The organism is Effusibacillus consociatus, from assembly GCF_042652925.1.
Classification (GTDB): Bacteria; Bacillota; Bacilli; order Tumebacillales; family Effusibacillaceae; genus Effusibacillus; species Effusibacillus consociatus.
In genome coordinates, this window is sequence record NZ_JBHSHC010000112.1 from 308,315 (window position 1) to 333,577 (window position 25,263).

Genomic DNA, 25,263 nt, shown 5'->3' on the forward strand with positions numbered 1-25,263 from the left:
CCTCCGGCTCAGTTCATTCTCTTAACAGGTAAGGTCTAGTAAGGTTGGTTTATTTTGTCTTTTATGTTGCACCAATTAAAAAAAAGACATTCATTGTTGTGAATGTCCCACGATATCACCAGCTCATCAAAGCCCAAACATTCAAACGTTGAATGTTGAACCTAAATATGGAAATGATACATTTGAATAATTGACAGTGGGTTCGAGTCATTCCTGAAGGAAAGATGGAATCTGCCAGTTTGGAGGCCAAACGAACAGTGTCAGATTGGAACGTATTGCTGATGGGCGGAAAGGAACTTCCACTTTGGGGTTTTTTTGTCAGAGCCACCGTACTGTATTGGATCATGATCTTGATCACAAGGTTAATGGGAAAGAGGCAGATTGGGATTTTATCAGGTCACAACTACCTGGTTGCAGCCGGCATTGTTGCGATTTCCGCTTCCAGGATGACCAATCCTGAACATGGCTTGATCGAGGCTGTTGTTATTCTTCTGTTCTATAGTGGCATGAACATCTTACAATCTTTTCTCGACATGAAATTTCCCGGACTTATTGATCGTAAGCCCATTGTGTTAATAGAAAACGGTCGAATCCTGAAGAAAAACCTGTTTCGCGCATTGGTAAGTATTGATGAATTAATGGGGCAGTTACGAATTCAAGGGGCGCATAATCCTTCACAAGTAGCTTATGCCACCTTGGAGGCGAACGGAAAAGTCAGTGTCACAAAGAAATTCGAATATCAACCCATTCAGCGAAAAACCATAAAGTTGCCCGAAACAAACGTATATCTCCCGCACTATTTGATTTACGACGGGGAAGTCCAACACAAGAATTTGGAACAATTAGGACTTGATATACATTGGCTGAACCAGAAGCTTCTTGAGAAAGGGATTTCGGATCCCCGATCCGTTTTTTTGGCTATGCTGGAAGATGACGGGACATTATACATAAGTGCGGGTGAATGAGGAGTGGAAAATATCTTAGGTCCGGTCGAGAAGCTTAGTGTTTGGGGCTATTTGGTACGGACACTAATCATAGGCTTATTGATTTATTTCATGAGCAAACTGCTTCCGCGAAGAGCGGGAGGCCAGTATTCCGCTTATGACTTTACTTTTTTCTGGTTGATGGGAGGGCTCGTAGTATCTCCCCTGGCTACCTCGAAGGTGGCTGTCAGCAACATGCTCGCAGCGGTTGTTACCGTCTATATGTGGCATTATATTCATTCCTATCTGGTGGTGAAGAGCCGCCGGCTCGCCCGGCTGCTTGTCGGAAGACCCGCCATATTGATTGAAAACGGGCGGATCTCAAAGGAAAAGATGAGGGAAAATCTGTTTAATCTCGAATTGTTGATGTCCCAGCTTCGATATATGAGAGCCGCCAATCCGAATCAAGTTGCTTACGCTACTTTGGAAACAAATGGACAACTTAGCGTAGTCAAAAAAAGCTCCGCTCAACCCGTAACACCAAGTGATTTGAAGATTCCGGTCACAAAAACAATGATGCCCGTTGTGCTTGTGAATGACGGACGGATAGAAACAGAGAATCTGCAAGGTATTGGCTGGGATTTGGACAAACTGCGTGATGAGTTGGGCAAGAAAGGGGTCGGCAGATTGGAGGATGTTTATTTGGCGGTGATTGATGCCGTTGGGGAATTGTATTATGCAACGAAATAACAATTCGGATATTGGAAAGGTGATGGAATATGTATGGGGTTTCCGAACAAGAAATGATCAGCATGGCATTGAAGACGGCTGTACAATATGAACAGGCTATCGCATTGAAGTATGAAGAGTTGGCCAAAACCATCACGGATCCGGCCATTCAAAAACATTTGCAGGCATTGGAACAGACCGCCCGCAATCACCTCAACTTACTTACACAGAAATCCCAAGGATTGGGCATTCAATAACTGGGAGGGAAATGAATGAACCAGATCGAAAAATTACAGGATATTTTAAACGATGAGATCGCACATCAATTGTTCTATAACGAGCATGCGGTAAGAATTACCGATTCGGCGACCAGACAGTTTTTGATGCAACTGCGCGACGACAAAATGAGAAACATTACTTTATTGCAAACCGAAATCGATAAAATGCGGAAACAAGGAAAGGTGTAACTTTTGTGCCCCTAATGTCGTTTATTGTCTCAATGTACGACAATATGGTGATATTAGGAGGTCCTCATTTTATAAGACATTGACTCGCAGGAACATCAACAAAAGCTTGAATGCTGGGTTGCCTCAATGTATGACCATCTATCCACTCGGCAAACTTCACTTTCACGGTAAGTTCAGGTTTCAGCCAAATGGTTCCTTTTAGCCTCGGTGGCTGGTTTTCGAATGGCATAGTGGATTGTATAAATGGTTTAATACCTTCAGTCAATTCCCGCCAGTCTTTTTGGGTGAGCGTACCTGTTCCAGCGTGACCGATATACCATAGTCGGCCATCTTGATCGAAAAGACCCAGAAGTAGAGAATTCACAATGGAATCTCTTAGGGTAACGCCTCCGACCACGGCTAGTAAGTCCCGATAATTTTTTTTCTTTCGCCAGCGTTCATCTTTCCCGTTAATTAAGTATGTACTGGAAAGGTCTTTGATTATGATTCCTTCCATTTCTTCTGCCTGAATAACGTCATAAAGAGCTTGTGCATCATCGAAATTATCCACTAATTGAACATAATCGTTTGGCTTGATTATATCTGCGAGCATTTTCTGTCTTTCTGCGAGACAGTAAGAGGTTACCCATTCATCATTCAGATAAATCACGTCAAAAATCATGTAGGTAATGGAGATTCTATGTCGAAGGACGTTTACGTTTGTTACTTTTGTTATGCCATCCCTTTTCATTATCTCATAAAAAGAAGGTTTTCCATCTTTTAGAGCAATCATCTCTCCATCCAATATTACGGATTTTGCCGTGCAATACTCAGCGATGTTGGTTAGTTCAGGATAATGAAAAGTTCGCTCGTTCGATTTACGATTAAATAATTTGAGTTCGCGGCCATCGAAATAGGTTAAGACTCGAACGCCATCCCATTTTACCTGCCCGACCCAGGAAGGGCCCGTCGGTATATCTTCAGTACTGATAGGCTCAAAAGGTATGAGTGGTCTCATTGTCAAAATCCTTTTTTTTCGTTTAGTCTTATCGACAACAGCAATCTTACGCGCACACCGCGCGCCACGGCTGTTTTTATCGCCATGATGATATCTGCATCGGGCACAAAGTAGGGGGTGGTGATGTCAATGGTCTGGGTCGCTTCAGCTTCTCATACGTTTCAATGCCGTTCGTAAGTACCTGAACGCGGCCAGCCCGAAGGCCATGCACGGTTAAATGCCGTAAAGCATGAGCGATGACCGATGCTGAGCGGCTAAATGAATCAGGCAACGTGTCCGACGTTCATCTTATAAGATGTGTGAACTGTGACGGGCGTATACGCTTGTACTACCCATTTATACCATTCCTATCCTTTGGGGAAGCTAAGGTACCGCCCATTAAAGTGACGCAAGCCGACGCACTGTCCATCCAGGAGCTTGTCCCTTGGGTGGGTAGGCAGCGCAGTAAGGAGGTGGGGATGTGAACGATACCCTGACAGCCGAATATCCTGTACGGGTGACCAATTTGGAGAAGCTGCTCTGGCCGGAAGCCGGGATTACGAAAGCGGATTACATTCAATATGTGATTGAAATGTCTCCCTATCTGATTCGCCACCTGAAGGATAGACCGTTGACAGTGGTCCGCTTTCCAAACGGAATTTATGAGAAATCGTTCTATCAGAAGAATGCTCCCAAAGACACACCGGATTGGGTGCAGACTTTTGCTGTTTACTCCAGAGAAAGCAAGCGTGATATTCATTATATTTTGGCGAATAATACTGCAACATTAATTTGGCTGGCAAACCAGGCTTGTATCGAGCTGCACCCGTGGTATTCAAGGTTTCAAAATCCCGATTCCCCGACCAACATTGCCATTGATCTGGACCCGACGGCACCAGGATTTGAAAAAGTGAGAAAAGTGGCTTTCGGCATTAAAGAAGTTCTGGATGACCTCGGGCTGTCCAGCTATCCGAAGACGTCAGGCGCAACAGGCCTGCAAATTTTTATTCCCATCCGTCCCGGTTTTACTTTTGAACATACTCGAACCGTAACCGAATTTATAGGCCGTTATATGGCCAAGACTTATCCGGATCTGGCCACCGTGGAGCGCCTGGTGAAAGACAGGGGGGATCAGGTCTATGTTGATTTTTTGCAGCACGCTCCGAACAAAACGCTTGTCGGAGCCTATTCGGCCCGTCCCGTTCCCGATGCAAAAGTTTCAGCTCCGGTCACATGGCAAGAGCTGGCTCAAGGAGCTCTTCCGGAGGATTTTACGATTCATACGATGCCAAATCGCGTCAAACAGGTCGGGGATTTGTTTGCGCCCATGGAGCAGGAGGGCATTGATATCACGGAAATCTTGCATTTTATTCGCAACCGTCCGTGATGCTTCTGTTCTCAAAGGAACGTATTGACAATCATGGAACCCACTGATTAAATGATACCGTGAACTTGATTTGGCAGGAGGATGGAGATGAAGGCTGATTTTGCCATTATCGGAGGGACTGGTGTCTATGATCCCGGCGTTCTGCAGGATCCCGTGTCCCATGTTATACAAACACCCTACGGCGATGCACACGTCACCCTTGGTGAATATGCCGGCAAAAAAGTGGCATTCATGCCGCGTCACGGAAAAGGACATGCGGTACCGCCTCATAAAGTGAATTACCGGGCCAATTTACACGCTTTAAAACAGATTGGCGTAACCCAGGTTTTGGCGACGGCGGCTGTCGGTTCCGTCAAGAAGGAATTCCGCCCGGGCAGTCTGGTGCTCATCAATGATTTCATCGATATGACGAAATCCCGCAATGCTGCATTTCACGAAGGGGAAAACGGGGTTATCCATATTGACATGACCGACCCTTATTGCGGAAGAGTTCGGGACTGCATCCAACAGGTGGCGAAATCGGAAGGAATCGAATTGATTCAAGGCGGAACTTATGTTTGCACCGAAGGTCCGCGGTTTGAAACTGCGGCCGAAATTCGGATGTACGCACAATGGGGCGGAGACGTGGTGGGCATGACGTCCGTTCCGGAGGTGGTTTTGGCAAAAGAAGCGGAAATGTGCTATGCGACCGTTGCGATTGTCACAAATTACTGTACCGGAGTTTCCAGCACCGTCTTAACTCATCAGGAAGTTGTTGACGAAATGAAAGCGAATATCGAGAAAGTGCGGAAGCTCTTCTTCCGGGTGATCCAAGAAGGAACCGGCGAAAGAACCTGCAGGTGTCCGCATGCGTTGGCAGAGTTGGGATCTTTGTAGAGTCAAAACGGGAAGGAGGGTTCGAGTTTGGAACCGATCAAATGGAATGGAACGTCATTACTGCTATTGGATCAACTGCAGCTCCCCGAGAAAATGGAGTGGGTGGATTGCAAAACGGTGGAAGATGTGGCGGAAGCAATTGAGACGATGAAAGTTCGAGGTGCACCGGCGATTGGAGCTGCCGCAGCTTTTGGGATTGCCATTGGGGCGCAACAAGGTGCGAATTTGAACAAGGGCGATTTTTTGCAATACATAAAAGGTGTTGGTGAGAGACTCGCGCGGACCCGCCCGACGGCTGTGAATCTGTTCTGGGCAATTCGACGGATGAATCACCTGATTGATCAAAACGCTGACTTGGAGGTTCCTGAGTTAGTGGAGCTGATCACCAGGGAAGCCCAGACCATTGCCAAGGAAGATGTTGCAATGAATCAAGCGATCGGGCAACACGGGCTGCGTTATATACCTCACAATGCGAGAATCTTGACTCATTGCAATACGGGCTCATTGGCCACCGCCGGATATGGAACTGCACTTGGAGTGATTCGGGCGGCACAGGAAGCAGGCAAAAACATTTCTGTGTATGCTGACGAGACACGCCCTTATCTGCAAGGGGCAAGACTCACCGCTTTTGAGCTGCATCAGGATAACATCCCGGTAACGGTTATCACCGATTCAATGGCGGGTCACCTGATGAAAGAAAAACAAGTGGACCTGGTCATTGTGGGTGCCGACCGCATAACGGCAAACGGCGACACGGCGAATAAAATCGGGACCTATTCGCTTGCGGTTCTTGCGAAACACCATGGGATTCCGTTTTACGTAGCGGCTCCGACGTCTACTTTAGACTTCTCGCTTGAAACGGGCGAGCGAATCGAAATTGAGCAGCGGTCACCGGAAGAGGTTGCTGTAATCGGAGGAAAGCGTATGGTACCGGCGGGAGTACCCGCTCTTCACCCCGCATTCGATGTCACTCCGCACGAATTCATTACGGCCATCATTACGGAAAAAGGTGTTGTGGAATCACCAAATCGGGAACGAATGGCAATTCTGAAATAGAAAGGATAAACATAAATGAACGAACGAGTTGGAGAGATTCGTGAACAAGTGGTAGAGGCGGCCAAGGAGATGTACGAGAGAGGGCTGGTCGCCTCTGTCTGGGGCAACGTATCGGCAAGGGTGCCTGATACCGGGCTGGTTGTCGTCACTCCAAGCGGAGTCGATTACCGGATCATGCAGGCAGAAGATCTGGTGGCGGTCAACTTGGAGTCAGGGGAAGTGGTCGAAGGCAAACTGAAGCCGACGTCTGAACTGCAAATGCACTTAGCGATTTTGCGAGCTAGACCGGATGTAAATGGTGTCATGCACACGCACAGCATTTACGCTTCTGCATGTTCTGCCGCTCATAAGGAGATCCCGCCGATCGTGGAAGACCTGGCGCAGGTGGTGGGCGGACCGGTTTCCGTTGCCCGATATGCCCTTCCCGGAACAGCGGAGCTTGGGGCGAACGCGGTCAGAGCGCTTACTAAAAAAGGAGCCGTATTGCTTGCCAACCACGGAGTGGTAGGGGTCGGTCCCGATATCATGGAAGCACTTCGCGTGTGCACGATCGTGGAAAAAGGGGCCCAGATCTATGCGATTGCCAAGATGATCGGCTCGCCGGTTCTTTTATCGCATGACGATGTGGAATACCTGCGTGAAACATATCGGGATCATTATGGTCAGAAATAGGAGGGGAACTGGGTGGCCACACTCATCAAAAATGCGACGATTCTTACAATGACTGAAGAATCATGGATGGATAAGGGGTATATCGTACTGGAGGACAATCGGATTCAAGAAGTGGGTTCCGGCGATTATACAGGGACCCAGCCGATGGAAAAAGAAATTGATGCTTCCGGCAAAGTGGCAATGCCTGGATTGGTGAACACACATGGCCATGCAGCGATGGTTCTGCTTCGCGGCTACGCTGATGATCTTCCGCTGATGGAATGGCTGCAAACGAAATGTTGGCCGATTGAAGACAAAATGACGGAAGAAGATATCTATTGGGGAACTCAATTGGCCATCCTCGAAATGCTAAAGACAGGTACAACTTGCTTTACAGACATGTATTTTCACATGGACGCAGTAGCCCGTTCCGTGGAAGAAACCGGTATCCGGGCCGTACTGTCCCGCGGTATGATCGGGTTTCCACAAAAAGGAGAGCAAGCGATTGCCGAAAGCCGTGCGTTCGTGAAAAAGTGGAACGGTGCGGCGAACGGACGAATTAGAACATTACTCGGCCCGCACGCCCCTTATACGTGCCCTCCCGATTATTTGAAACGGGTCGTTGAACTGTCTGAGGAATTGAACGTTCCGCTGCAGATTCATTTAAGTGAAACGTCGGGAGAAGTTGAAGGCTGTATGGCTGAGCACGGATGCACTCCGATTCAACTCATGGAACGGGTGGATCTGTTTCAGCGGCCAACACTGGCTGCGCATTGTGTGCACGTGACAGATGAAGACATTGATATTATGGCACGATACGACGTTCGTGTCGCTCATAATCCCGATTCGAACTTAAAACTGGGCTCAGGTGTGGCACCAGCCGTGAAAATGCTGCAAAAAGGAGTCACAGTTGGGCTGGGAACGGATGGAGCCGCTTCGAACAACAATCTTGACATGTTCGAAGAGATGCGTCAAGCGGCTATGATTCATAAAGGAGTCGGATTGGATCCGATTGCCGTTTCCGCTTTCAAGGCGCTTCAGATGGCCACGGTTGATGGAGCAAGAGCGGTCTTCCTTGAAGAAAAGCTAGGCACGCTTCAGGCGGGAGCGATTGCAGATCTGATTTTGATCGATTACAATCGTCCTTATTATTATCCGCGTCACAACCTGATTGCCCATCTGGTGTATGCTGGCCAATCAGGTGATGTAACGGATGTAATCATCGATGGCAAGCTTGTCGTGGAGAACCGTAAAGTGTTGACCATGGACGAAGAGAAAATTTACCGGGAAGTGGAAACGGTTTGCAATCGACTGTTTTCGTAGAAAGAAGGAACAATCACCTGCAGCAAAGGGTGATTGTTCCTTATCTTTCTTGAATAGAGAGGTTCAGTCGGGAAATGTTATAGATAGCTGTGCGGATTTCGAGTCTTCAGATCAAAATGCTCGCGATCACTCCACAGATGGGGATTTGCCCAACTTTCGCAACGAAAAAGATCCTCGCATCCAAGTTCAATTGATTTTTCATGGGCGATCTGTCTGATTCGTTGTACGGGGAGTGGCATCGGGGTAGAAATCTCCACTGTCGATCCCCCCTTTTCTGATGTACCTATAGTATCTCTCGCGGGCTTTTCGGTATGTTACAAGGATTTTACCATGACAGGAGCAAATAGGACGCACAACATGCTACAATAGAGGTGATCAACGTTGGATGCACATCAGCTGGATACGCATGAGTTGGAGGTTTTGGCAACAGTACAGGTGGAAACCGACAATTTCTACAAGATTGTAGACTTTTTAAACAGAACACTTAAACCGTACAAACTTATTTTCGGACTTTCCAAAGCAGAAGACGGTTCGCTTTGGATGTCGATTTACGAGTCTACGGAGCATACAACAAGCCATTGAAGCTGAAGCACCAAAGAGGGGAAACTGATGAAGAAGATTGTTTGGACAAGCTTGCTTGTGGTTGTCACTCTGATTTTCGGGTCTTTATTTTTACTTCGGGAACTCACTGCCGCTCAGATGCCTGATTTGAAAACAGCTGCCCGAATTGCTGTCAATAATTCCGCATTGCAAAGAATTGATTCGGCACAACCTTATACGGGCGGACCTTTTTGCTACGTCTTGACGGGTCAGGACAAACTTGGCCGGGCGATGATGGTATTTGCCACGAAAGACAAGGTGCTTGGCTCTGAGTATCTTGACAAGGGACTATCGGCGGCCGATGCGGAGCAAAAAGCCAGGCAGGCTTCCGGCTATTCTGAAATTAACACGGTAACACCTGGCATTATTGATCCCAACGACAAGAATTCATTTGCGGGCAAGGCATCCGGAAGATTCGTTTGGGAGATCTATGGAATCAATGCCCAGGGTCAAAAGCTATATACGTACTTGGACTTTTACAATGGAAACGTACTCTCGTCCTATACCTTGCAGCAGACCAAGTAAACAGGCAGGCGTCCCAAAAAGGGGGGCCTGTTTCTCGTTTTTCCTTCCAGCGACTGGTCAACATTACCGCTGAAAAGGCAGATAGGGTATGGTATACTTATTCTGTTCCTCATTATGTAAACTGTGCGGACGCTTAACCATAAATGAAAGAGGGTGTACCCATGTCTCGTATACGATTAATGCCGACGTTACTGTTCTTGACCGCATCGTTGCTTCTGTTTTTCGGAGGATGGATTCTGTACCGGGATTATGGTCTGATCCGCCCTCTGCAAAAAGAGTTGATCGGCACGCAACAAGTCAATTCAGTCGACGTAAAGCTGAGCGGACCTCAGAAAACAATCGAAGTTTCATTGAATCAAGTTGCCGATTTACAGACCGCTTACCGATCGATCAAGACGAAAGCGGGTAAAATTCTTGATCAGGAAGTAACCATTGAACTCAAGGATAAACGGACGCCTGAATTGGAAACGCTGTATCAATCCTATCAGCCGATGATCTACGAAGGTCTTGCAAAAGGATCATTCACCGAAATGATTGAAAAGCTGCAAGCGCGCGGCCAGAAAGACGGCTTAAGCCGTGCCGCTGTTACTATGGATCGTGAGAATCTGTATATTCAACTCGAAAAAGGCGATCATTTTCTGTATGAAGTGATTTCGTATCGTATTGGTGAACCCAGTCAGCAACAGGGGGTGAAGTCGATATGATTCGGGAAGCGGGAATTGGAATCTCAATTGCTGCAGCTGTATTTTTTGCTTATCAGGGCTATAATATTCTTCCTTTTTTGCTTCTGATTACCCTGATATTTGCAGTTTCTGTGCTGGTGGAAAAAAGAGGGACAGTATCCACCGGACATGCGGAAATTGCAGCTTCCCATAAAGTCGAATTTGATAATATCGGCGGTCAGGAAGCCGCTAAGCGGGAATTGATGGAAGCGTTGGATTTCCTTCGTTACCGGGATAAAATTAAAAAACTTGGCATCCGGCCGCTCAAGGGAATTTTGCTGACAGGCCCACCCGGTACCGGTAAGACGTTGATGGCGAAAGCGGCTGCAACTTATACAGACTCCGTTTTTGTTTCGGCCAGCGGCTCTGAATTCGTAGAGATGTATGTAGGTGTGGGTGCTTCGCGAGTGCGCGAATTGTTCAAGAAGGCAAGAACCTTGGCCAAGAAAGAAGGCAAGGATTCAGCGATTATCTTCATCGATGAAATTGACGTCGTCGGCGGGAAACGCGGCGGCGGGCAAGGTCATCAGGAATTCGATCAGACGCTGAATCAGCTGCTGACCGAAATGGACGGAATGCAGACCACGTCCAATCCGCTTGTTTTGGTGGTGGCTGCTACAAACCGCGTTGATATGTTAGACCCCGCACTGCTTCGTCCGGGCCGGTTTGACCGTCAAATTAAGGTCGATTTGCCTGATAAAGAAGGCCGCCTGCATATTCTGAAGATCCAAACGGCAAACAAGCCGTTAGCGGAAGATGTGGATCTGTCAGCGATCGCCAAAGAAACTTACGGATTCTCCGGAGCACAATTGGAAAGCCTTACAAATGAGGCGGCCATTCTGGCGCTGCGTGAAGATGCATCGAAGATTGAGACCCGCCATTTGCGCGAAGCGGTTGATAAGGTCCTGCTTGGAGAGAAAACAGGAAAACGCCCTTCGGCAGAAGAGCTTATTCGGGTGTCGGTACACGAACTTGGCCATGCGATTGCTTCCGAATCAGTCCGCCCCGGGTCCGTTGCTCATATCACAATCGCACCGCGCGGCAATGCACTTGGGTTCGTGCGCCAGGTTCCTCAGCATGATTCTTATCTGTATACGAAGGATCAGTTAGAGGGTCAGATGAAGGTTGCATTGGCGGGAGCCGTTGCAGAGGAATTGATTTTTGGCAACCGTTCAACTGGAGCCTCAAATGACTTTATGCAGGCTTCAAATCTTGCTCGAACACTGGTTTCTTGCGGACTGTCGAATCTGGGTATCGTGGACGCTGACAACCTTCAGCAAAAGGTCCTGGATGAAGAGATTCGTCGCATTCTGGCAGACATCGAAAAGCAAACTTTCGAATTGCTTCAACCGTACATCAAGGGAATCGATGAATTGTCCAGAACTCTTGTTGAAGAGGAAAGTATGTCAGGTGAAAGATTCCGCGAGTGGATGAAGCAGCAGAGAAACCAATCAGTGGTGGTATAACAGGAACCGATTCAAGAGTGATTCACTCGTGAATCGGTTTTTTGATACATACTCTGACTTTTGTAACAGTTTCCTTTTGCTGCTCTTTGTGGTACTTTGAATGTGAATTTGTACATCAAACGGGGGGACTCTGGTTGAAAACGACCATTCAGAATGTGGGGCAGTTTGTTGGTCAGGAAGTAGTTATTGAGGGCTGGCTGTGGAACAAACGCTCCAGCGGCAAAATTCAATTTCTGCAGCTCCGGGACGGAACCGGTTTTATTCAAGGGGTTGTGGTGAAAGCGGAAGTTCCTGCTGAAGTATTTGAAACATCTGATAGGCTGACACAAGAATCATCTGTCCGGGTCAAAGGAGTAGTGCGTGCCGATCATCGTGCTCCCAGCGGTTTTGAATTGACTGTGACGGATGTCGAACTTGTTGCGCTGGCGACCGAATATCCGATTACACCGAAAGAACATGGTGTCGATTTCTTGCTGGATCACCGTCATTTATGGATTCGTTCGCCACGGCAGAGGTCGATCCTCAAAATCCGTGCAGAAATTATAAAAGCGATCCGGTCCTATTTGGACGGAAACGGCTTTGTTCAAGTCGATTCGCCGATTTTAACTCCATCATCTTGCGAGGGAACGACCAATCTGTTTCAAACCAAATATTTCGATGAAGATGCGTATCTGACCCAGTCCGGACAGCTTTATATGGAAGCTGCCGCCATGGCGCTCGGCCGGGTTTATTCATTCGGCCCCACCTTCCGTGCGGAGAAATCAAAAACGAGACGTCATCTGATCGAGTTCTGGATGATTGAACCGGAGATGGCATACTGTACGCACGAAGAAAACATGGTCATTCAAGAAGGTTTGGTGCAGCATATTGTTCGTCATGTATTAGAAAACTGTAAGCTGGAATTAAAAATGATCGAACGGGATACAAAACCGCTCGAAAATGTGATTTCGGGTCCTTTTCCGCGAATTACATATGACGATGCGGTGAAGCTTTTACAGGAAAAAGGACATGATTTCCCATGGGGAGAGGACTTTGGCGCGCCTGATGAGACAGAAATCGTTCAGCACTTTGAACGTCCCGTTTTTATTGAAAAATTCCCTGCGAAGATCAAAGCGTTCTATATGCAGCCGGATCCGAACCGTCCCGAAGTTGTGCTGGGGGCTGATCTGTTGGCTCCTGAAGGATACGGAGAGATTATTGGCGGTTCGCAGCGGATTCACGATCCTGAACTGCTGCAGGAGCGATTTGCGGAACATGAACTTGGCGATGCGTACAATTGGTACATGGATCTGAGAAAGTACGGAACCGTTCCGCATTCCGGGTTTGGGATCGGATTGGAGCGTACGATCGCTTGGATTTGCGGATTGGATCATGTGCGGGAAACCATTCCGTTCCCTCGTTTGTTGAATCGTATCTATCCGTAAAAAATGGTCTATCGGTTCATGCCAGTTTCGACAGGATTTGATATACTTAGATCTGAGTGGAGATAGATCATCCATGATCTAAAGGACGGGTGTATGATGAACGATTCGACAATGATATCGACTCGCATCGAGAAAGAGTACAATCCGATACGCAATGAATGGGAGACCCGCATTCAATTTATCACCCATGACAATGCTTTGTACTCCGGGTTTTTGGCAGAAATTCCGCCGATGCATTTGCATACGCTCATCTGTCTCTCTTTGTTTATGAAGGATAACGGGAAAATCGAAATTTCGGTTGCGGATTTGGCCCGCGCCCTGGGGATCTCATTCCAATTGGCCAAAAAGCGAATTGATGAATTGATCGGATTCCGGTTCCAGGGACAACCGGTAGTTCATATTAACAAAACACGTGATGCGAATGACAAGGATCGGGTCTCCTTATCAATCCTCCCTGTTTCACCCATCACCTTTGTTGATGAAAGGGAAGAGAGTAAACCTGAGTCTTTCTCCCCAAAGAATTCTGATTACCTGTTCGAATTCTCGCGTCTGACGTTTGGGCTTGACCGGCTTTCGGAGCAGGAGAAGGAACTTCTCGTTACGCTCCAGAACTACCCATATGAACTGCCGCCGCAGGTAATTGAAGTGTTGGTTGAACACGTGAAGGAATATAAGCAGGTTTTCGATCAGCAGTATATTCGGATGCTCGCGTCCTCTTGGTCCAGTTCCGGCATTTTGACCCGTAAGCAGGCTGAAAAGCGGGTTGAAGAAATGAAAAAGGTGGCAAATCCGGCCAAAGCGGAGGCACCCGAAGCCTACTTGCTTCAATATCTGCGCGAACGGATTCGGAAACAGCCGTCTGCCGTTCAGATCAATATGATTTTTCAATTGTTGGAGGAGCCGTTTCAACTGGAACCGGGATGCATTGAGGTGCTGATTGATCACGTGGCAGCACAGATTACGCTAACCAAAGGGAAGCCGGATTTTCCCAAAAAATACGTGGAAGTTGTGGTGCAGGACTGGTTGGAACGGGGGGTCCGCACGCGGGAAGCGGCGATACAAGAAGTGGAAGAATGGAACAAGCGATATTCGATGAAACCAACCGATTCCTTGGACAAAAAGGAAAAAAATCAGATGCCTTCCAAAACACAGGGCTTTTCAAAGGTGAAAAGCGAGTATTTGGATAAGCTTCGAAAAGCCGGGCTGAAGTAGGAGGAAATCGGATGGAGAAGCTCACACCAATCGGTTCATTGTTGGGAAAACCATCATTTCTAAATAAACGATCCAGCTCGCTTGACCCTGACATGATTGAGCGGCCAAAAGACTATTGGGAAAAAATCTTCCCTGAATTACAAACGGCAGATCTGCCGCATGAGTTTTATACCAGCAGTACGTCACTACAGCTCCTGCACATTTACCTGGATCGAAAAAAATGTGAAGGATGTCAGGGGTTCGCCTCCTGCCCGAAAGAAGAAGATGCAAAAGGCCATCAATTTTCGATCGGATTGACAGAAACAGGGTTGATCCAACAGGTAAACAAATGTGATTTTTATCGGGAGCATTTGGCAAAGGAACAGGAAAAGCGGCTGTGGACCTTTTCCGGTTTAAGCGAAGGCCATCGTCGGATGACGTTTGAGAACTATCCGGATGAACAGAAAAGAGTAAACCGTGAGCTGTGCACAAAAGCATTTCAGTTTGCCAATGAATACGTTCCCGGATCCGACATGAAAGGCCTCTACATTTACGGGGGATTTGGAACGGCAAAAACGCATTTGGCGTGTGCAGTCTTAAATCGTTTGATCACCCGGAAGATCCGTGTGCTTTATGTGCAGGCCGAAAAAACTTTTGCTGCATTGTCCGATCTTTATTTTCGCGAAAACCGGGATGGATTGCCCACTCGTTCCGAAATTCTGGACAAATACATTTCAGCCGATGTGTTGGTTATTGACGAACTCGGACATGAAAATGTGAATGAATCGTCGATTTGGGCATTATACACCATCCTCAATGGACGGGAACCGGAACGTAAGCCGGTCATCATCACATCAAACTTTTCCGCAATTGAACTTGCGGAGCGCTATGTCAGCCGTGCCTCAGGGGAGACCAGCAGACGGGCGGAAGCTCTGGTCTCCCGTTTGTTGTGGTTAACCGACCAGTATGAAATGCTTGGAGAGGATTATCGTTCACGGGAACTGTAAACGACCTTCATTTGAAGGTCTTTTTTATGCAGAGGCAGCGCCAAGCCTTGTTTGCAATGGAAGCAGTTGTTCCAACTGGAGGAATTCCATTAGTCTATCTTCGGTACAAAAATCTTTTCATGATGATAGTCCCCATATGCTTCTTTAAGGGTAATCACCGCAGCATTTTCAACAGGTTCATAGGATTCTAATTTGTCGACAGGCCAGTTCATTAAAAAGGCAAGGAGCATTTGAATAAAAGCAGCATGGGTGACTGCAATCAAGTTTTCATAACGCTGCTGCTGCAGAAGTCGTTGCACAACAGTGTGCATGAACATGCTGGAACGGAGATAGACATCTGCAAGCGATTCTCCATTCGGATATCGAAAATAAAATTGCCCTGCCGCTTTAAATTCTTTTTTGGCTTCAGGGGTCCGGTTGTTAAAATCGTACAGATTTCCTAACTCCCATTCCCGCAGAAGAGGATTTTCATAGAAAGGGGTCCCCTCGGGAAGCAGGGAGTGAATCGCTTTCGCTGTCTCCATAGTTCGAAGATATGGGGATGAATAGAGTACAATACTGCCTGTGACATGATTTTTTATAAATTCTGCAGTGACCTGAGCTTGTTTTCTGCCCAGTTCCGTAAGATCGTGTTTCGAATCGTGAGTATGGGCCATCCGAAAACGATCCACATTATGCTCAGCTTCACCATGGCGAATTAAATAGATATTCAATTTCCTGATCCTCCAAGGTAGTGAATTTTCTAACTATTACTCTAGAATCATATCATTTTTATGCCGAAAAACGAAACAAATATTCAGGAGAAAACATTTGAATAATCAAAAGGATTGAAATATAATTATACATACCGACCGGTTAGTAGAAGTTCGTGATATTCAGTTTTAAGGGGTGGATATTGATGAAAATCTGATACCGTATGCAGGAAGGCGCTCAACCATCCGATGGGCCCATTTCAGATATGGATTTATCGGGGATTGATGTCGGGTATTTTGTTCAGCAGCAGCGTTTTGCAGAAACTGGTGATCCGGCAGATAAGCCGGCAGCATGTATAGAAGAAAAAGTTAAGGCAGGCCATCTTGGACGAAAAACCGGAAAAGGCTGGTATGACTATTCAAAGTAAGAAGTAAGAAAGGAAGAGTGCCGAATGGGAAAATTGGTTCATTTTGAAAAAGCGGATGGAATCGCGATTGTAACGATTGATAATCCTCCTATGAATGTTCTAAGCAATCAAGTTGTGACTGAATTGGGGGAGATTTTTACCTCGATTGCAGAAGATCCGGAAGTGATCGTAACGATTTTGACCGGTTCGGGGAACAGAGCTTTTATGGCTGGTGCCGATATTAAAGAGTTTCCACAATTAATTGAGAATCAGGACAAGAAAGCGACTGTGATGAAAACCCATCATGTTTTAAATCAAATCGATTTCTTGTCCAAACCAACGATTGCCGTATTAAACGGAATCACCTTTGGCGGCGGTTGTGAGCTTGCTCTTACCTGCGACCTTCGCATAGCCGAAACCCATGCGCAAATTGGTTTGCCTGAAATAAAACTTGGGCTTTTCCCGGGCGGTGGCGGGACACAGCGTTTACCGCGATTGATTGGGAAAGCAAAAGCAAAAGAACTAATGTTTACCGGTGAACCCATTTCAGCGGAAGAAGGGGCACGTATAGGACTCGTTAATCAAGTGGTTCCGAGCGGTGAAGGATTGGAGGCAGCCCGTAAGCTAGCTCAAAAAATCGCTGGTTATTCCCTGCAAGCCCTATCACGCATCAAGCGGGCCGTAGATGAAGGGGCGGAACTAGCTTTTGAATCAGCTGTTGAACGGGAAGCAGATCTATTTGTGGAAGTATTTGAGACCGAAGATGTGAAAGAAGGTGTACAGGGGTTTATCGAAAAACGTGTCCCCAAATTCAAACACAAATAAGGTGATTGAAAGGGTCTGGTTAATCACTTAAGTTCGTACTGAAATCAAGGGGAGATGAACGTATGAAAGCAGTTCAATTTCGAGAGTATGGAACGCCTGATGTTTTAGAAGTTATCGATCTTCCGGTGCCAACATTACAGCCCGGTCGTGTGTTGGTACAAGTCAAGGCGGCAGGAGTAAACTTTGCCGACACGATGCGTCGCCAGAATAAATATTTAGTGAAAACCCCTGTACCGTACATTCCAGGTTCGGAAGTAGCAGGTGTGATTACAGAAGTTTCACCCGAGGTAACCAGGTATAAGCTCGGGGACCGTGTGGTTGCCCTAACGGAAAATGGGTGCTATTCGGAGTATGTGGCACTTCATGAAAATGAGATTCTGCCCATTCCGGATAGTGTAGATTTTGATCAGGCGGCTGCCATCCTTCTGCAGGGGCTTACTGCCTATCATTGCTTAAAGACCTCAGGTCAATTGGCCCAAGGTGAAACGGTATTGGTTCACGCCGCCGCAGGCGGGGTTGGAACGCTGGCTGTCCAGTTGGCGAAGTTAATGGGTGCAGGCAAAGTGATTGCTACGGCGAGCAGTTCCGATAAGTTGGAACTTGCCCGTTCATTGGGAGCCGATGCCTTGGTCAACTATACGGAAGAAAATTGGAGCGACCAAGTGATGGAGCTGACGGGCGGCAAAGGTGTAGATGTCGTTCTGGAGATGGTAGGAGGGGACATTTTCAAGAAAAGTATAAAATGCTTGGCGACCTTTGGGCGACTTGTCATTTACGGTCGAGCGGGTGTGGAAGCCACTCAGTTTGATCCTTCCATCCTAATGCAGCGTAATACGAGTGTTGTAGGGTTCTGGTTGCCACGGATTATGCAGCGTCCTGCCCTATATAAAGAAAGTGTCAAGGAGCTGTTGAATTATGTGGGTGTGGGGAAATTAAAGTTGATTATCGGGGAAAGAGTGCCGTTGACAGAAGCGAAAAAAGCGCATGAATTGTTGGAAGGACGTCAAACAACGGGCAAGGTCGTGTTAATTCCATAGGTGCGCCGAAAGGGAAAAAGGGGGGTATCATTTGTGATTGATACATCCCCTTTGTTATCAGGTGGAAATTTGCAATTGTTGTTGATCAACAGGTGTTTACATTATAATTACCTATAATCAAACTGAATTCTCGTGCACTGTAGCAAGAGGAAGGGGCATGATCGTGAAAGAGAAAATTGTGGAACAGAGCATTGAATTATTTGAAACCAAAGGATTTAGTGAAACTTCGATCCAAGATGTGGTAGACTCACTAGGGGTAACAAAAGGGACATTTTATTATTATTTTGATTCAAAAGAGCAACTGTTAATGGATATTCAAACGATGTATATCGATGAACTGTTAAAAAAACAGCAGCAAATTCTGGTACATCGATCAAAAGATTGCAAAACGAAAGTATTCGAAAATGTTCAACTAATCTTGAAACAAATCAAAACACATGGCGGCATTGCAAAGATTTTCTTTCGTGAAATGCGGAACCTGCACCCTGATCACGTAATGGTGATCAAACAAAAAAGAGAACAATTCCGATTGAATTTACAAAAAGTGATCGAAACAGGAATTCAAAACAAAGAATTCAGGCAAGATTTAAGAGCCGATCTTGTGACATTTGCAATTTTAGGAATGTGTAACTGGAGTTACCATTGGTTCAATCCAAACGGCCCTGCTTCAGATGACGAACTTACCAAAACCTATATCGAAATATTCCTAAATGGGATGAAATCCGAACTTTAATCAGCTTCCAAGTGTTCAGAGTGGTCCGATCATTCGGATCCATTCTTTTTTTCATAGAAAACATTTGCAAGCGTCAGAAATATTGTAATATAATGAACATACTAACCGGTTAGTAAACGAGAGGGCATCTTGATTGCCGAACGGGGGTATGAAAATGAGATTTGCGGACAAAGTAGCGATTGTCACCGGGGGCGGGAGCGGGATTGGCCGTGCCGCCGCTGAAAAGTTCGCTCGAGAAGGAGCCAAAGTGGTTGTTGCGGATCTGAATTCCGAATCCGGAACTGCAACAGCAGCTGCAATTAAAGAACAGAAAGGAGAAGCAGCTTACTTTCCTGTTGATGTCTCTTCCTACGAAAGTGTTCAATCTCTCGTTCAACAATCGGTAGAATTATACGGAAAACTGGATATCATGTTTAACAATGCCGGAATAGGGAACGGACAATATACTGTTCTGGATATGCCGATTGAACAATATCATCGCACAGTGGCCGTCAATCAACACGGCGTTTTTTATGGGATAAAGGCGGCAGGGAACGCGATGAAAGACACTGGAGGCGTGATCATCAATACCGCTTCCATTTATGGATTTATTGCCGATCGCAAACAGTTTCCTTACCACGCCAGTAAAGGTGCTGTGGTCATGATGACAAAATCGGCAGCTCTTGAGTTAGCCCGATATAACATTCGGGTCGTCGGAATAGCACCCGGGTTGATTGAAACCAACATTGTGAGTGAGTGGAGACAGAATGAAGCTGTTTGGAAGCAAATTGAAAAGGCTCAGATGAGAGGGAAGGCAGGTACGCCGGAGGAAGTTGCCAATGTAGCAGCCTTTCTGGCGAGCGACGAAGCCTCCTTTATGAACGGTCACGTTTTTTGCGTGGATGACGGTTCGGCTTCGTTCAAGCGTTAACAGAACATGTAAAGGCAGGTGATCTTGTCGATTCGCATTCGAATTGATTGGGGTAGCGGAACGTGCTCTTGAACTGCTGTGTGAGAGGGTGAAAAATCGGGTTGCGTTTGGGAAGCCTCTTTCTGAACAGGGGGTGATCAGACAATGGATCGCCGATTCCCGAATCGAAATTGAACAAGCACGCCTGTTGACTCTAAAAGCGGCCTATATGATGGATACGGTTGGAAATAAGGCTGCAAAAAGCGAAATTGCGATGATTAAAGTGATCGCTCCAAACGTGGCCCTGAAGGTGCTCGATCGAGCCATTCAAGCATTTGGTGCTGCCGGAGTAAGCGATGATTTCCCGCGATCAAGAACGCTGCGGTTGGCCGATGGCCCGGATGAAGTGCATCGCGCCGCGATCGCAAAACTTGAATTAAATAAGGAATCGTTGTAGTTGTTATGTCGAAATCTGTCACAAGCAGATGTCGAAATATTTAATAAAATAATAAGAGGAATTCGTCCTAGAATGTCTAACTTTCATAGTAATAAGAGAAATGAGAGCGACGAACACTTGATCGTACTGACCGTACAGTATGTTTGGTGTTTCAGGATAAACTGATTATCGGACGAGTAGGAGGACTCATATGCTTATTCAAGATCTTTTTAATCTAAAGGGAAAAGCAGCAATCGTCACAGGAGGTGGGAGAGGTCTCGGTGAGCAGATTGCGATCGGGCTGGCAGAAGCCGGCGCGAATGTAGTGGTATGTTCAAGAAAAAAAGAAGCTTGTGATGAAGTAGCCGAACGGATCCAAGAATCGGGACGCAAAAGTTTATCTCTGGCATGCGATGTAACCATTCCGGAAGATGTTGCACGAGTCGTTGAACAAACGAAAGATCAATTTGGAAAAATCGATATTTTAATCAATAACTCCGGAATTTCTTGGGGAGCGCCGGTCGAGGAATATCCGTTGGAAAAGTTCAATCAAATTTTGAATGTGAATGTAACCGGTTTGTTTTTGATGTCACAAGCCGTGGGGCGTGAAATGGTCGCTCAAAAATATGGCAAAATCGTTAATATCGCATCTGTAGCCGGTCTGGTTGGCAGTGATCCCCGATATATGAACGCCATTGGTTATAACGCAAGTAAAGGTGCTGTGATTTCTTTCACGCGTGATTTGGCTATCAAATGGGCGCGTCATGGAATTACTGTAAACGCTTTAGCACCAGGATTTTTCCCGAGCAAGATGTCTTCCGGACTGCTTCAGAAGTTTGGCGATCATATCCTTGAAAGGACTCCCATGGGACGTTATGGGGGGGAAAACGATTTGAAAGGAGCAGCCCTGTTCTTTGCCTCGGATGCATCGGCCTACGTCACGGGTCAGGTACTGGCTGTTGATGGTGGTGTTACTGCAATTTAAATAAATTTCAATCAGGGTGGAAGGGGAGTAGGACATGGGGATTGAGAATGTTCGGACGGTAGCGGTGATTGGAGCAGGAGCTATGGGTGCTCAAATTGCAATGCTTTGTGCGCTTGCCGGATACAAAACCTATCTGCAGGATATTTCTGAATCGAGTTTGCAAAAGGCCCATGAAAGTTTGCAGTTTCAATTGAACCGCAGAGTGGAGAAGAAACGGGTAACGGAAACAGAATCTAAAATGGCTTTTGCCCGTCTCCATATGATGACAGATCTCAGTGAGGCGGTTAAAACCGCAGATTTTGTGATCGAAGCAATTGTTGAAAAGCTGGATGACAAACGTGAACTGTTTGCAAAACTGGACGAATTGGCTCCAAAGCACGCGATTCTTGCAACGAATAGTTCGACAATTGTAAACTCCATGATCGCCCCTTTCACGAAACGACCGGATAAAGTCTGTAACATTCACTTCTTTAATCCCCCGCTAAAAATGGATCTCGTTGAGGTTGTAACCAGCGGGGAAACATCGGAAGAAACAGCCGAGATCGCAGTTGAACTGGTAAAACGTCTAGGTAAAACTCCAATTTTGCTTCGCAAGGAGATATCGGGTTTTGTTGCAAACAGGCTGCTTGGTGCCATGGTGCGGGAAGCCCTTCACCTTCTGGAACAAGGAATTGCGACTCATGAAGAGATTGACTTGGCAGCCAAAGAAGCCCTGGGTCATCCGATTGGCCCATTTGCTTTGATGGATATGACTGGTATCGACGTAAATTACTATATGCAGCTTCAACAGTATCAGGAAACAGGTGACCCCAATCTGAAGCCTTCGCGGATTATTCAGCAGAAGTTTGAAAAAGGGGAATTCGGACGAAAAGCCGGAAAAGGTTTTTACAGTTACCAGTAGATCCAAAAGGTCTGACCTTACTTCCAGGTCAGACCCACTCTTGAATCTCCATAAACCGTTTAGGATACAAGCTCTGTTTCTTGCAAGAAGGAATGAATGGCTGCCGCTAATAGATTCGGCTGTTCCAAGGGTAAATAATGGCCGGCTTTTGCAAATTCAATTTTCGAGTTTGGAATCTGCTCGTGCATAAAAACGGAGTAGAACGGTGGGGTAACCTGATCTTCTTCTCCCGCTACAAGTAACACCGGAATCTGGATGTTGGAAATATCATCTCGCCTGTCAAACTGATTACACGCCATAAAATCCCTGAAACTGCTTTCCACTGTGACCAATGCACGGTGTGCAATCACTTGCTGAATGAGTTCTTTTGCAGCTGCGGAGCCAAAACCCGCCTCTACAAAAGATAAGTCATATTTCCCATCCGAAAGTTGAGACAGGAAATTCTCATTTACTTTCAATTTGGAGCCGGAAGTGACGACGATCAATCGTTGAATCCAAGTGTTCGCTTGGCAGGCAATTTCAAGACCGATAGCCCCACCCATGGAATGTCCGACAAGACTTACATTATGAATCTGAGGGTCCAGTCGACGGATAAAACGTTCGAGAAAGTTGGCATATTCCGTGATCCCTTCTCGGGCCGTTCCGTGGGATCTGTAATGTCCGGGAAGATCGACCAGAATACAGTCAAACTGAAGTAAATCGGGGACACAGAGTCTCCATGTTTCTGCCGTGCTGCCGGCTCCATGGACAAACAGCAGCGTATGGGCACCGCGACTGCCGTGCCGCTCATAATAAATGGATTCACTATCTACCTCGCAATAGGGCATAAAGAAGCACCACCTTTTTCTATTTCAGAAAGCATTTACTACTTGCATAAAAGTATAAATTATGTTCAATTCATAAACAAGAATATTTGTTAAATGTAAAATGTTATATTTTTTTTACCTGGATCCTACTAACCGGTTGGTTTCTGAATCGTCTAAGGAGGTTTTGCTAATGGAAGCAGTGATTGTATCAGCGGTTCGCACGGCTATCGCAAAAGAAGGAGGCTCTCTGAAGAGTATGGCTCCTTTCCAGTATGGTGGAGCAGTGATTCGTGAAGCTGTGTCTCGAGCTGGACTCAACCCGACAGAGGTGGATGATGTAATCTTCGGAAACTGTATGTCAGGCGGAGGAAATATAGCCCGTTTGTCCCTGTTGGAGGCCGGCTTGCCAGTCGAGATTCCCGGTCTTACAATTGACCGTCAATGCGGATCCGGCATGAATGCGGTGGCACTTGCTGCTGAAGCTGTCTGGGCAGGGAGAGGGGATGTATTTGTAGCCGGGGGAACAGAAAGTTTGACCCGTCGCCCGTTTTTACTTGAAAAACAGGCAAAAGCATATGATCGAACACCACCGCGTTTTATTAATCCGCAATTGTCTCCGAAAGAAATCGGGGATCCTCCTATGGGGATCACTGCTGAAAACCTTGTAACCAAGTATGGCATTTCACGTGATGAACAAGATCAGTTTGCATATGAGAGCCAAAGAAAAATGGCTCGTGCCATCGAGGAAGGCCGGTTTAAAGACCAGATTCTTCTTATCACCGTACGGGAAGGAAAAAATGAGTTTGTGTTTGACACTGATGAGCATCCTCGTCCGGGCACCACTTTGGAAGCACTGGCGAAGCTGCCTCCTGCATTTAAAGAGGGAGGGTCTGTGACAGCAGGCAACAGCTCGGGCATAAACGACGGAGCCTCCGCTTTGGTTGTCATGTCCAAAGCGAAAGCCGAATCCATGGGGCTTGAAATTCTCGCGAAAGTAACCGCTTACGCGGTCGCGGGTGCAGATCCGAATATCATGGGGATTGGACCTGTTCCTGCTGTTCGGAAGGTGCTCGATCGGACCGGTTGGAAATTGGAAGATATCGATCTGATTGAAATTAACGAAGCGTTTGCCGCACAAGTTTTGGCTTGCGACAGGGAATTGCAGTTTGATAGGAGTAAGGTGAACGTCAACGGCGGGGCCATCGCACATGGGCATCCGATCGCCGCAACGGGAGCCATCCTTTGTACAAAGCTCGTTTATGAGATGAAAAGAACCGGTCTCAAAAGAGGTATGGTCACCGCTTGCATCGGTGGGGGACAGGGAATCGCAGTCCTGTTTGAACGATAGGGGGCTTTTCTATGAGTCTGGAATTATTCAAACCGTTCATTGGTGTGGAATCGAATCCGGTCAAAAATGAGGTGGAAAAAGGCGCCATCCGCAAATTTGCAGATGCCATCGGAGACCCGAATCCCCTCTACCGGGATGAAGAATATGCGAAAACAACTCGCTTCGGCCGCATCGTTGCCCCACCTACTTTTAGCCGTACATTTGAATATGGCGAGATAGTAGGGCTGACTTTTAAAAAAGAAGGGTTAATCCACGGGGAACAGCAATTCGAATATTACAAACCGATTTTTGCCGGAGATGTTTTATTCTGTTCCACCAAACTGGCTGATGTGTATGAGAAAGAAGGCAAACTCGGGCGAATGACATTTTTGGTCTATGAACAAAAAGGGGTTAATGAATCAGGCGAAACGGTGTTCATTGCGCGTTCGAGCGCGATCTACAGAGGCTAGGAGGGAAAAACCATGACAGCCAAACCAGTTCAAGCAGGTGACACGATTGGTCCGCTTGTAAAGCCCCCTGTAACGAAGACCCAACTGGTGATGTATTCCGGTGCGTCCGGTGACTTTAATCCGATTCACACTGTCGAGGAATTTGCTCAGGAAGCCGGCCTTGGCGGTGTGATTGCACACGGAATGTTAACCATGGCATTTGTGGGGCAATTAGTAACCGAAACAATCGGAATCGAAGGGGATTTGCTGAAGTTCGGGGTCCGGTTCACCGGGATGGTACGGCCGGGAGACCTTATTACCTGTGAGGGTAAAGTATTGGAGACCCGAATCGAAGGAGATCGACAATTCGTAAGATGTGAAGTTTGGGCTGCCAACCAAAAAGGTGATAAAGTGGTAGCGGGTCAAGCAGAATATATCATTTAACCCGAAAAC

The 25,263-nt window shown here is 46.7% G+C and carries 29 protein-coding genes and 3 pseudogenes; 27 read left to right on the plus strand and 5 right to left on the minus strand.

Going from position 1 to position 25,263, the window contains the following annotated elements; all coding sequences use genetic code 11:
- Positions 1 to 257 precede the first annotated feature (257 nt).
- The 4 genes from ACFO8Q_RS16550 to ACFO8Q_RS16565 are packed head-to-tail and all read left to right on the plus strand — an operon-like array spanning position 258 to position 2,119.
- Positions 258 to 965, plus strand: a complete 708-nt coding sequence (locus ACFO8Q_RS16550; RefSeq protein WP_380026936.1) for a YetF domain-containing protein — start codon at positions 258 to 260, stop codon at positions 963 to 965.
- A gap of 3 nt (positions 966 to 968) precedes the next feature.
- A complete protein-coding gene (locus ACFO8Q_RS16555; RefSeq protein ID WP_380026938.1) occupies positions 969 to 1,673 on the plus strand; it encodes a YetF domain-containing protein in 705 nt (234 codons plus the stop codon).
- 29 nt (positions 1,674 to 1,702) lie between these two features.
- Positions 1,703 to 1,909, plus strand: coding sequence for a ferritin family protein (locus tag ACFO8Q_RS16560; protein ID WP_380026940.1), 207 nt, complete (start codon positions 1,703 to 1,705; stop codon positions 1,907 to 1,909).
- 15 nt (positions 1,910 to 1,924) lie between these two features.
- Entirely contained in the window at positions 1,925 to 2,119 is a 195-nt protein-coding gene (locus tag ACFO8Q_RS16565; RefSeq protein ID WP_380026942.1) for a hypothetical protein, read from the plus strand.
- Positions 2,120 to 2,183: 64 nt separating this feature from the next.
- On the opposite strand, the gene ACFO8Q_RS16570 is transcribed toward ACFO8Q_RS16565, so the two are convergent.
- Positions 2,184 to 3,116, minus strand: a complete 933-nt coding sequence (locus tag ACFO8Q_RS16570) for an ATP-dependent DNA ligase (RefSeq protein WP_380026944.1) — start codon at positions 3,114 to 3,116, stop codon at positions 2,184 to 2,186.
- A gap of 14 nt (positions 3,117 to 3,130) precedes the next feature.
- Positions 3,131 to 3,262: pseudogene (locus ACFO8Q_RS16575) on the minus strand (phospholipase D-like domain-containing protein); the annotation flags it as partial.
- A gap of 314 nt (positions 3,263 to 3,576) precedes the next feature.
- Here ACFO8Q_RS16575 and ligD point away from each other — a divergent pair.
- The 5 genes from ligD (at position 3,577) to ACFO8Q_RS16600 (ending at position 8,388) form a co-directional block, all read left to right on the plus strand.
- Positions 3,577 to 4,482 (plus strand): non-homologous end-joining DNA ligase, encoded by a 906-nt coding sequence (gene ligD / locus ACFO8Q_RS16580; RefSeq protein ID WP_380026946.1) that lies wholly within the window; start codon positions 3,577 to 3,579, stop codon positions 4,480 to 4,482.
- 87 nt (positions 4,483 to 4,569) lie between these two features.
- Positions 4,570 to 5,358: an S-methyl-5'-thioadenosine phosphorylase gene (mtnP, locus tag ACFO8Q_RS16585; RefSeq protein WP_380026948.1), complete on the plus strand. Its 789-nt coding sequence runs from the start codon at positions 4,570 to 4,572 to the stop codon at positions 5,356 to 5,358.
- Positions 5,359 to 5,385: 27 nt separating this feature from the next.
- Positions 5,386 to 6,414 (plus strand): S-methyl-5-thioribose-1-phosphate isomerase, encoded by a 1,029-nt coding sequence (gene mtnA, locus ACFO8Q_RS16590; RefSeq protein ID WP_380026951.1) that lies wholly within the window; start codon positions 5,386 to 5,388, stop codon positions 6,412 to 6,414.
- 15 nt (positions 6,415 to 6,429) lie between these two features.
- Positions 6,430 to 7,086 (plus strand): class II aldolase/adducin family protein, encoded by a 657-nt coding sequence (locus tag ACFO8Q_RS16595; RefSeq protein ID WP_380026953.1) that lies wholly within the window; start codon positions 6,430 to 6,432, stop codon positions 7,084 to 7,086.
- 12 nt (positions 7,087 to 7,098) lie between these two features.
- Positions 7,099 to 8,388, plus strand: a complete 1,290-nt coding sequence (locus ACFO8Q_RS16600; RefSeq protein WP_380026955.1) for an amidohydrolase — start codon at positions 7,099 to 7,101, stop codon at positions 8,386 to 8,388.
- A 77-nt stretch (positions 8,389 to 8,465) separates the two neighbouring features.
- Here the strand turns inward: ACFO8Q_RS16600 and ACFO8Q_RS16605 are convergent, their stop codons facing one another.
- Positions 8,466 to 8,645 (minus strand): hypothetical protein, encoded by a 180-nt coding sequence (locus ACFO8Q_RS16605; RefSeq protein ID WP_380026957.1) that lies wholly within the window; start codon positions 8,643 to 8,645, stop codon positions 8,466 to 8,468.
- A 124-nt stretch (positions 8,646 to 8,769) separates the two neighbouring features.
- On the opposite strand from ACFO8Q_RS16605, the gene ACFO8Q_RS16610 reads away from it, so the two are divergent.
- From ACFO8Q_RS16610 to ACFO8Q_RS16640, 7 genes are all read left to right on the plus strand, one after another.
- Entirely contained in the window at positions 8,770 to 8,970 is a 201-nt protein-coding gene (locus ACFO8Q_RS16610; RefSeq protein ID WP_380026959.1) for a YpmA family protein, read from the plus strand.
- A gap of 27 nt (positions 8,971 to 8,997) precedes the next feature.
- Complete coding sequence (locus tag ACFO8Q_RS16615; protein WP_380026961.1) at positions 8,998 to 9,513, plus strand: hypothetical protein; 516 nt, start codon at positions 8,998 to 9,000, stop codon at positions 9,511 to 9,513.
- A 161-nt stretch (positions 9,514 to 9,674) separates the two neighbouring features.
- On the plus strand, positions 9,675 to 10,217 hold the full coding sequence (locus ACFO8Q_RS16620) for a hypothetical protein (RefSeq protein WP_380026963.1): 543 nt from the start codon (positions 9,675 to 9,677) through the stop codon (positions 10,215 to 10,217).
- Positions 10,214 to 11,701 carry an AAA family ATPase gene (locus ACFO8Q_RS16625; RefSeq protein ID WP_380026965.1) on the plus strand — a complete coding sequence of 496 codons (1,488 nt, stop codon included), beginning with the start codon at positions 10,214 to 10,216 and terminating at the stop codon, positions 11,699 to 11,701. The genes ACFO8Q_RS16620 and ACFO8Q_RS16625 overlap by 4 nt, the downstream gene beginning before the upstream one ends.
- Positions 11,702 to 11,835: 134 nt before the next feature.
- The gene (gene asnS, locus ACFO8Q_RS16630) at positions 11,836 to 13,125 is read left to right on the plus strand and encodes an asparagine--tRNA ligase (RefSeq protein ID WP_380026967.1); all 1,290 of its coding nucleotides are present in this window, start codon (positions 11,836 to 11,838) and stop codon (positions 13,123 to 13,125) included.
- Between the two features lie 96 nt (positions 13,126 to 13,221).
- A complete protein-coding gene (locus ACFO8Q_RS16635) occupies positions 13,222 to 14,337 on the plus strand; it encodes a DnaD domain protein (protein WP_380026969.1) in 1,116 nt (371 codons plus the stop codon).
- Between the two features lie 11 nt (positions 14,338 to 14,348).
- Positions 14,349 to 15,323 (plus strand): ATP-binding protein, encoded by a 975-nt coding sequence (locus tag ACFO8Q_RS16640; protein ID WP_380026971.1) that lies wholly within the window; start codon positions 14,349 to 14,351, stop codon positions 15,321 to 15,323.
- A gap of 89 nt (positions 15,324 to 15,412) precedes the next feature.
- Here ACFO8Q_RS16640 and ACFO8Q_RS16645 read toward each other — a convergent pair whose 3' ends face one another.
- Complete coding sequence (locus tag ACFO8Q_RS16645) at positions 15,413 to 16,036, minus strand: histidine phosphatase family protein (protein ID WP_380026973.1); 624 nt, start codon at positions 16,034 to 16,036, stop codon at positions 15,413 to 15,415.
- 195 nt (positions 16,037 to 16,231) lie between these two features.
- Here ACFO8Q_RS16645 and ACFO8Q_RS16650 point away from each other — a divergent pair.
- The 8 genes and pseudogenes from ACFO8Q_RS16650 to ACFO8Q_RS16685 form a co-directional block, all read left to right on the plus strand.
- Positions 16,232 to 16,443, plus strand: a pseudogene (locus ACFO8Q_RS16650) (3-hydroxyacyl-CoA dehydrogenase family protein); the annotation flags it as partial.
- Positions 16,444 to 16,467: 24 nt separating this feature from the next.
- Positions 16,468 to 17,247, plus strand: coding sequence for an enoyl-CoA hydratase (locus ACFO8Q_RS16655; RefSeq protein WP_380026975.1), 780 nt, complete (start codon positions 16,468 to 16,470; stop codon positions 17,245 to 17,247).
- Positions 17,248 to 17,309: 62 nt separating this feature from the next.
- Entirely contained in the window at positions 17,310 to 18,284 is a 975-nt protein-coding gene (locus ACFO8Q_RS16660) for a quinone oxidoreductase family protein (RefSeq protein ID WP_380026977.1), read from the plus strand.
- 163 nt (positions 18,285 to 18,447) lie between these two features.
- A complete protein-coding gene (locus ACFO8Q_RS16665; protein ID WP_380026979.1) occupies positions 18,448 to 19,017 on the plus strand; it encodes a TetR/AcrR family transcriptional regulator in 570 nt (189 codons plus the stop codon).
- Positions 19,018 to 19,171: 154 nt separating this feature from the next.
- Positions 19,172 to 19,927, plus strand: coding sequence for an SDR family NAD(P)-dependent oxidoreductase (locus ACFO8Q_RS16670; protein WP_380026981.1), 756 nt, complete (start codon positions 19,172 to 19,174; stop codon positions 19,925 to 19,927).
- Positions 19,928 to 19,970: 43 nt separating this feature from the next.
- Positions 19,971 to 20,363: pseudogene (locus ACFO8Q_RS16675) on the plus strand (acyl-CoA dehydrogenase family protein); the annotation flags it as partial.
- Between the two features lie 190 nt (positions 20,364 to 20,553).
- Positions 20,554 to 21,327 carry an SDR family oxidoreductase gene (locus tag ACFO8Q_RS16680; protein WP_380026983.1) on the plus strand — a complete coding sequence of 258 codons (774 nt, stop codon included), beginning with the start codon at positions 20,554 to 20,556 and terminating at the stop codon, positions 21,325 to 21,327.
- Between the two features lie 34 nt (positions 21,328 to 21,361).
- Positions 21,362 to 22,228, plus strand: coding sequence for a 3-hydroxyacyl-CoA dehydrogenase family protein (locus ACFO8Q_RS16685; protein ID WP_380026985.1), 867 nt, complete (start codon positions 21,362 to 21,364; stop codon positions 22,226 to 22,228).
- 59 nt (positions 22,229 to 22,287) lie between these two features.
- Here ACFO8Q_RS16685 and ACFO8Q_RS16690 read toward each other — a convergent pair whose 3' ends face one another.
- Positions 22,288 to 23,055 (minus strand): alpha/beta fold hydrolase, encoded by a 768-nt coding sequence (locus tag ACFO8Q_RS16690; protein ID WP_380026987.1) that lies wholly within the window; start codon positions 23,053 to 23,055, stop codon positions 22,288 to 22,290.
- Between the two features lie 163 nt (positions 23,056 to 23,218).
- Between ACFO8Q_RS16690 and ACFO8Q_RS16695 the strand changes: the two genes are divergently transcribed.
- From ACFO8Q_RS16695 to ACFO8Q_RS16705, 3 genes are read left to right on the plus strand one after another with little or no spacing between them, the layout of a single operon-like run.
- Positions 23,219 to 24,382 (plus strand): thiolase family protein, encoded by a 1,164-nt coding sequence (locus ACFO8Q_RS16695; protein WP_380026989.1) that lies wholly within the window; start codon positions 23,219 to 23,221, stop codon positions 24,380 to 24,382.
- Positions 24,383 to 24,393: 11 nt separating this feature from the next.
- Complete coding sequence (locus ACFO8Q_RS16700; protein ID WP_380026991.1) at positions 24,394 to 24,831, plus strand: MaoC family dehydratase N-terminal domain-containing protein; 438 nt, start codon at positions 24,394 to 24,396, stop codon at positions 24,829 to 24,831.
- 12 nt (positions 24,832 to 24,843) lie between these two features.
- Positions 24,844 to 25,254, plus strand: coding sequence for a MaoC/PaaZ C-terminal domain-containing protein (locus ACFO8Q_RS16705; RefSeq protein WP_380026993.1), 411 nt, complete (start codon positions 24,844 to 24,846; stop codon positions 25,252 to 25,254).
- The last annotated feature ends 9 nt before the right edge of the window (positions 25,255 to 25,263 follow it).

Bases quoted from the DNA above. Each gene is read 5' to 3' on its own strand.
- ACFO8Q_RS16620 (WP_380026963.1), top strand. From the start codon at position 9,675: ATGTCTCGTATACGATTAATGCCGACGTTACTGTTCTTGACCGCATCG.
- ACFO8Q_RS16570 (WP_380026944.1), bottom strand. From the start codon at position 3,116: ATGAGACCACTCATACCTTTTGAGCCTATCAGTACTGAAGATATACCG.
- mtnP (WP_380026948.1), top strand. From the start codon at position 4,570: ATGAAGGCTGATTTTGCCATTATCGGAGGGACTGGTGTCTATGATCCC.
- ACFO8Q_RS16560 (WP_380026940.1), top strand. From the start codon at position 1,703: ATGTATGGGGTTTCCGAACAAGAAATGATCAGCATGGCATTGAAGACG.
- ACFO8Q_RS16705 (WP_380026993.1), top strand. From the start codon at position 24,844: ATGACAGCCAAACCAGTTCAAGCAGGTGACACGATTGGTCCGCTTGTA.
- ACFO8Q_RS16655 (WP_380026975.1), top strand. From the start codon at position 16,468: ATGGGAAAATTGGTTCATTTTGAAAAAGCGGATGGAATCGCGATTGTA.
- ACFO8Q_RS16690 (WP_380026987.1), bottom strand. From the start codon at position 23,055: ATGCCCTATTGCGAGGTAGATAGTGAATCCATTTATTATGAGCGGCAC.
- ACFO8Q_RS16700 (WP_380026991.1), top strand. From the start codon at position 24,394: ATGAGTCTGGAATTATTCAAACCGTTCATTGGTGTGGAATCGAATCCG.
- ACFO8Q_RS16685 (WP_380026985.1), top strand. From the start codon at position 21,362: ATGGGGATTGAGAATGTTCGGACGGTAGCGGTGATTGGAGCAGGAGCT.
- ACFO8Q_RS16615 (WP_380026961.1), top strand. From the start codon at position 8,998: ATGAAGAAGATTGTTTGGACAAGCTTGCTTGTGGTTGTCACTCTGATT.
- ACFO8Q_RS16625 (WP_380026965.1), top strand. From the start codon at position 10,214: ATGATTCGGGAAGCGGGAATTGGAATCTCAATTGCTGCAGCTGTATTT.
- ACFO8Q_RS16635 (WP_380026969.1), top strand. From the start codon at position 13,222: ATGAACGATTCGACAATGATATCGACTCGCATCGAGAAAGAGTACAAT.
- ACFO8Q_RS16660 (WP_380026977.1), top strand. From the start codon at position 17,310: ATGAAAGCAGTTCAATTTCGAGAGTATGGAACGCCTGATGTTTTAGAA.
- ACFO8Q_RS16640 (WP_380026971.1), top strand. From the start codon at position 14,349: ATGGAGAAGCTCACACCAATCGGTTCATTGTTGGGAAAACCATCATTT.
- ACFO8Q_RS16565 (WP_380026942.1), top strand. From the start codon at position 1,925: ATGAACCAGATCGAAAAATTACAGGATATTTTAAACGATGAGATCGCA.
- ACFO8Q_RS16670 (WP_380026981.1), top strand. From the start codon at position 19,172: ATGAGATTTGCGGACAAAGTAGCGATTGTCACCGGGGGCGGGAGCGGG.
- ACFO8Q_RS16680 (WP_380026983.1), top strand. From the start codon at position 20,554: ATGCTTATTCAAGATCTTTTTAATCTAAAGGGAAAAGCAGCAATCGTC.
- ACFO8Q_RS16595 (WP_380026953.1), top strand. From the start codon at position 6,430: ATGAACGAACGAGTTGGAGAGATTCGTGAACAAGTGGTAGAGGCGGCC.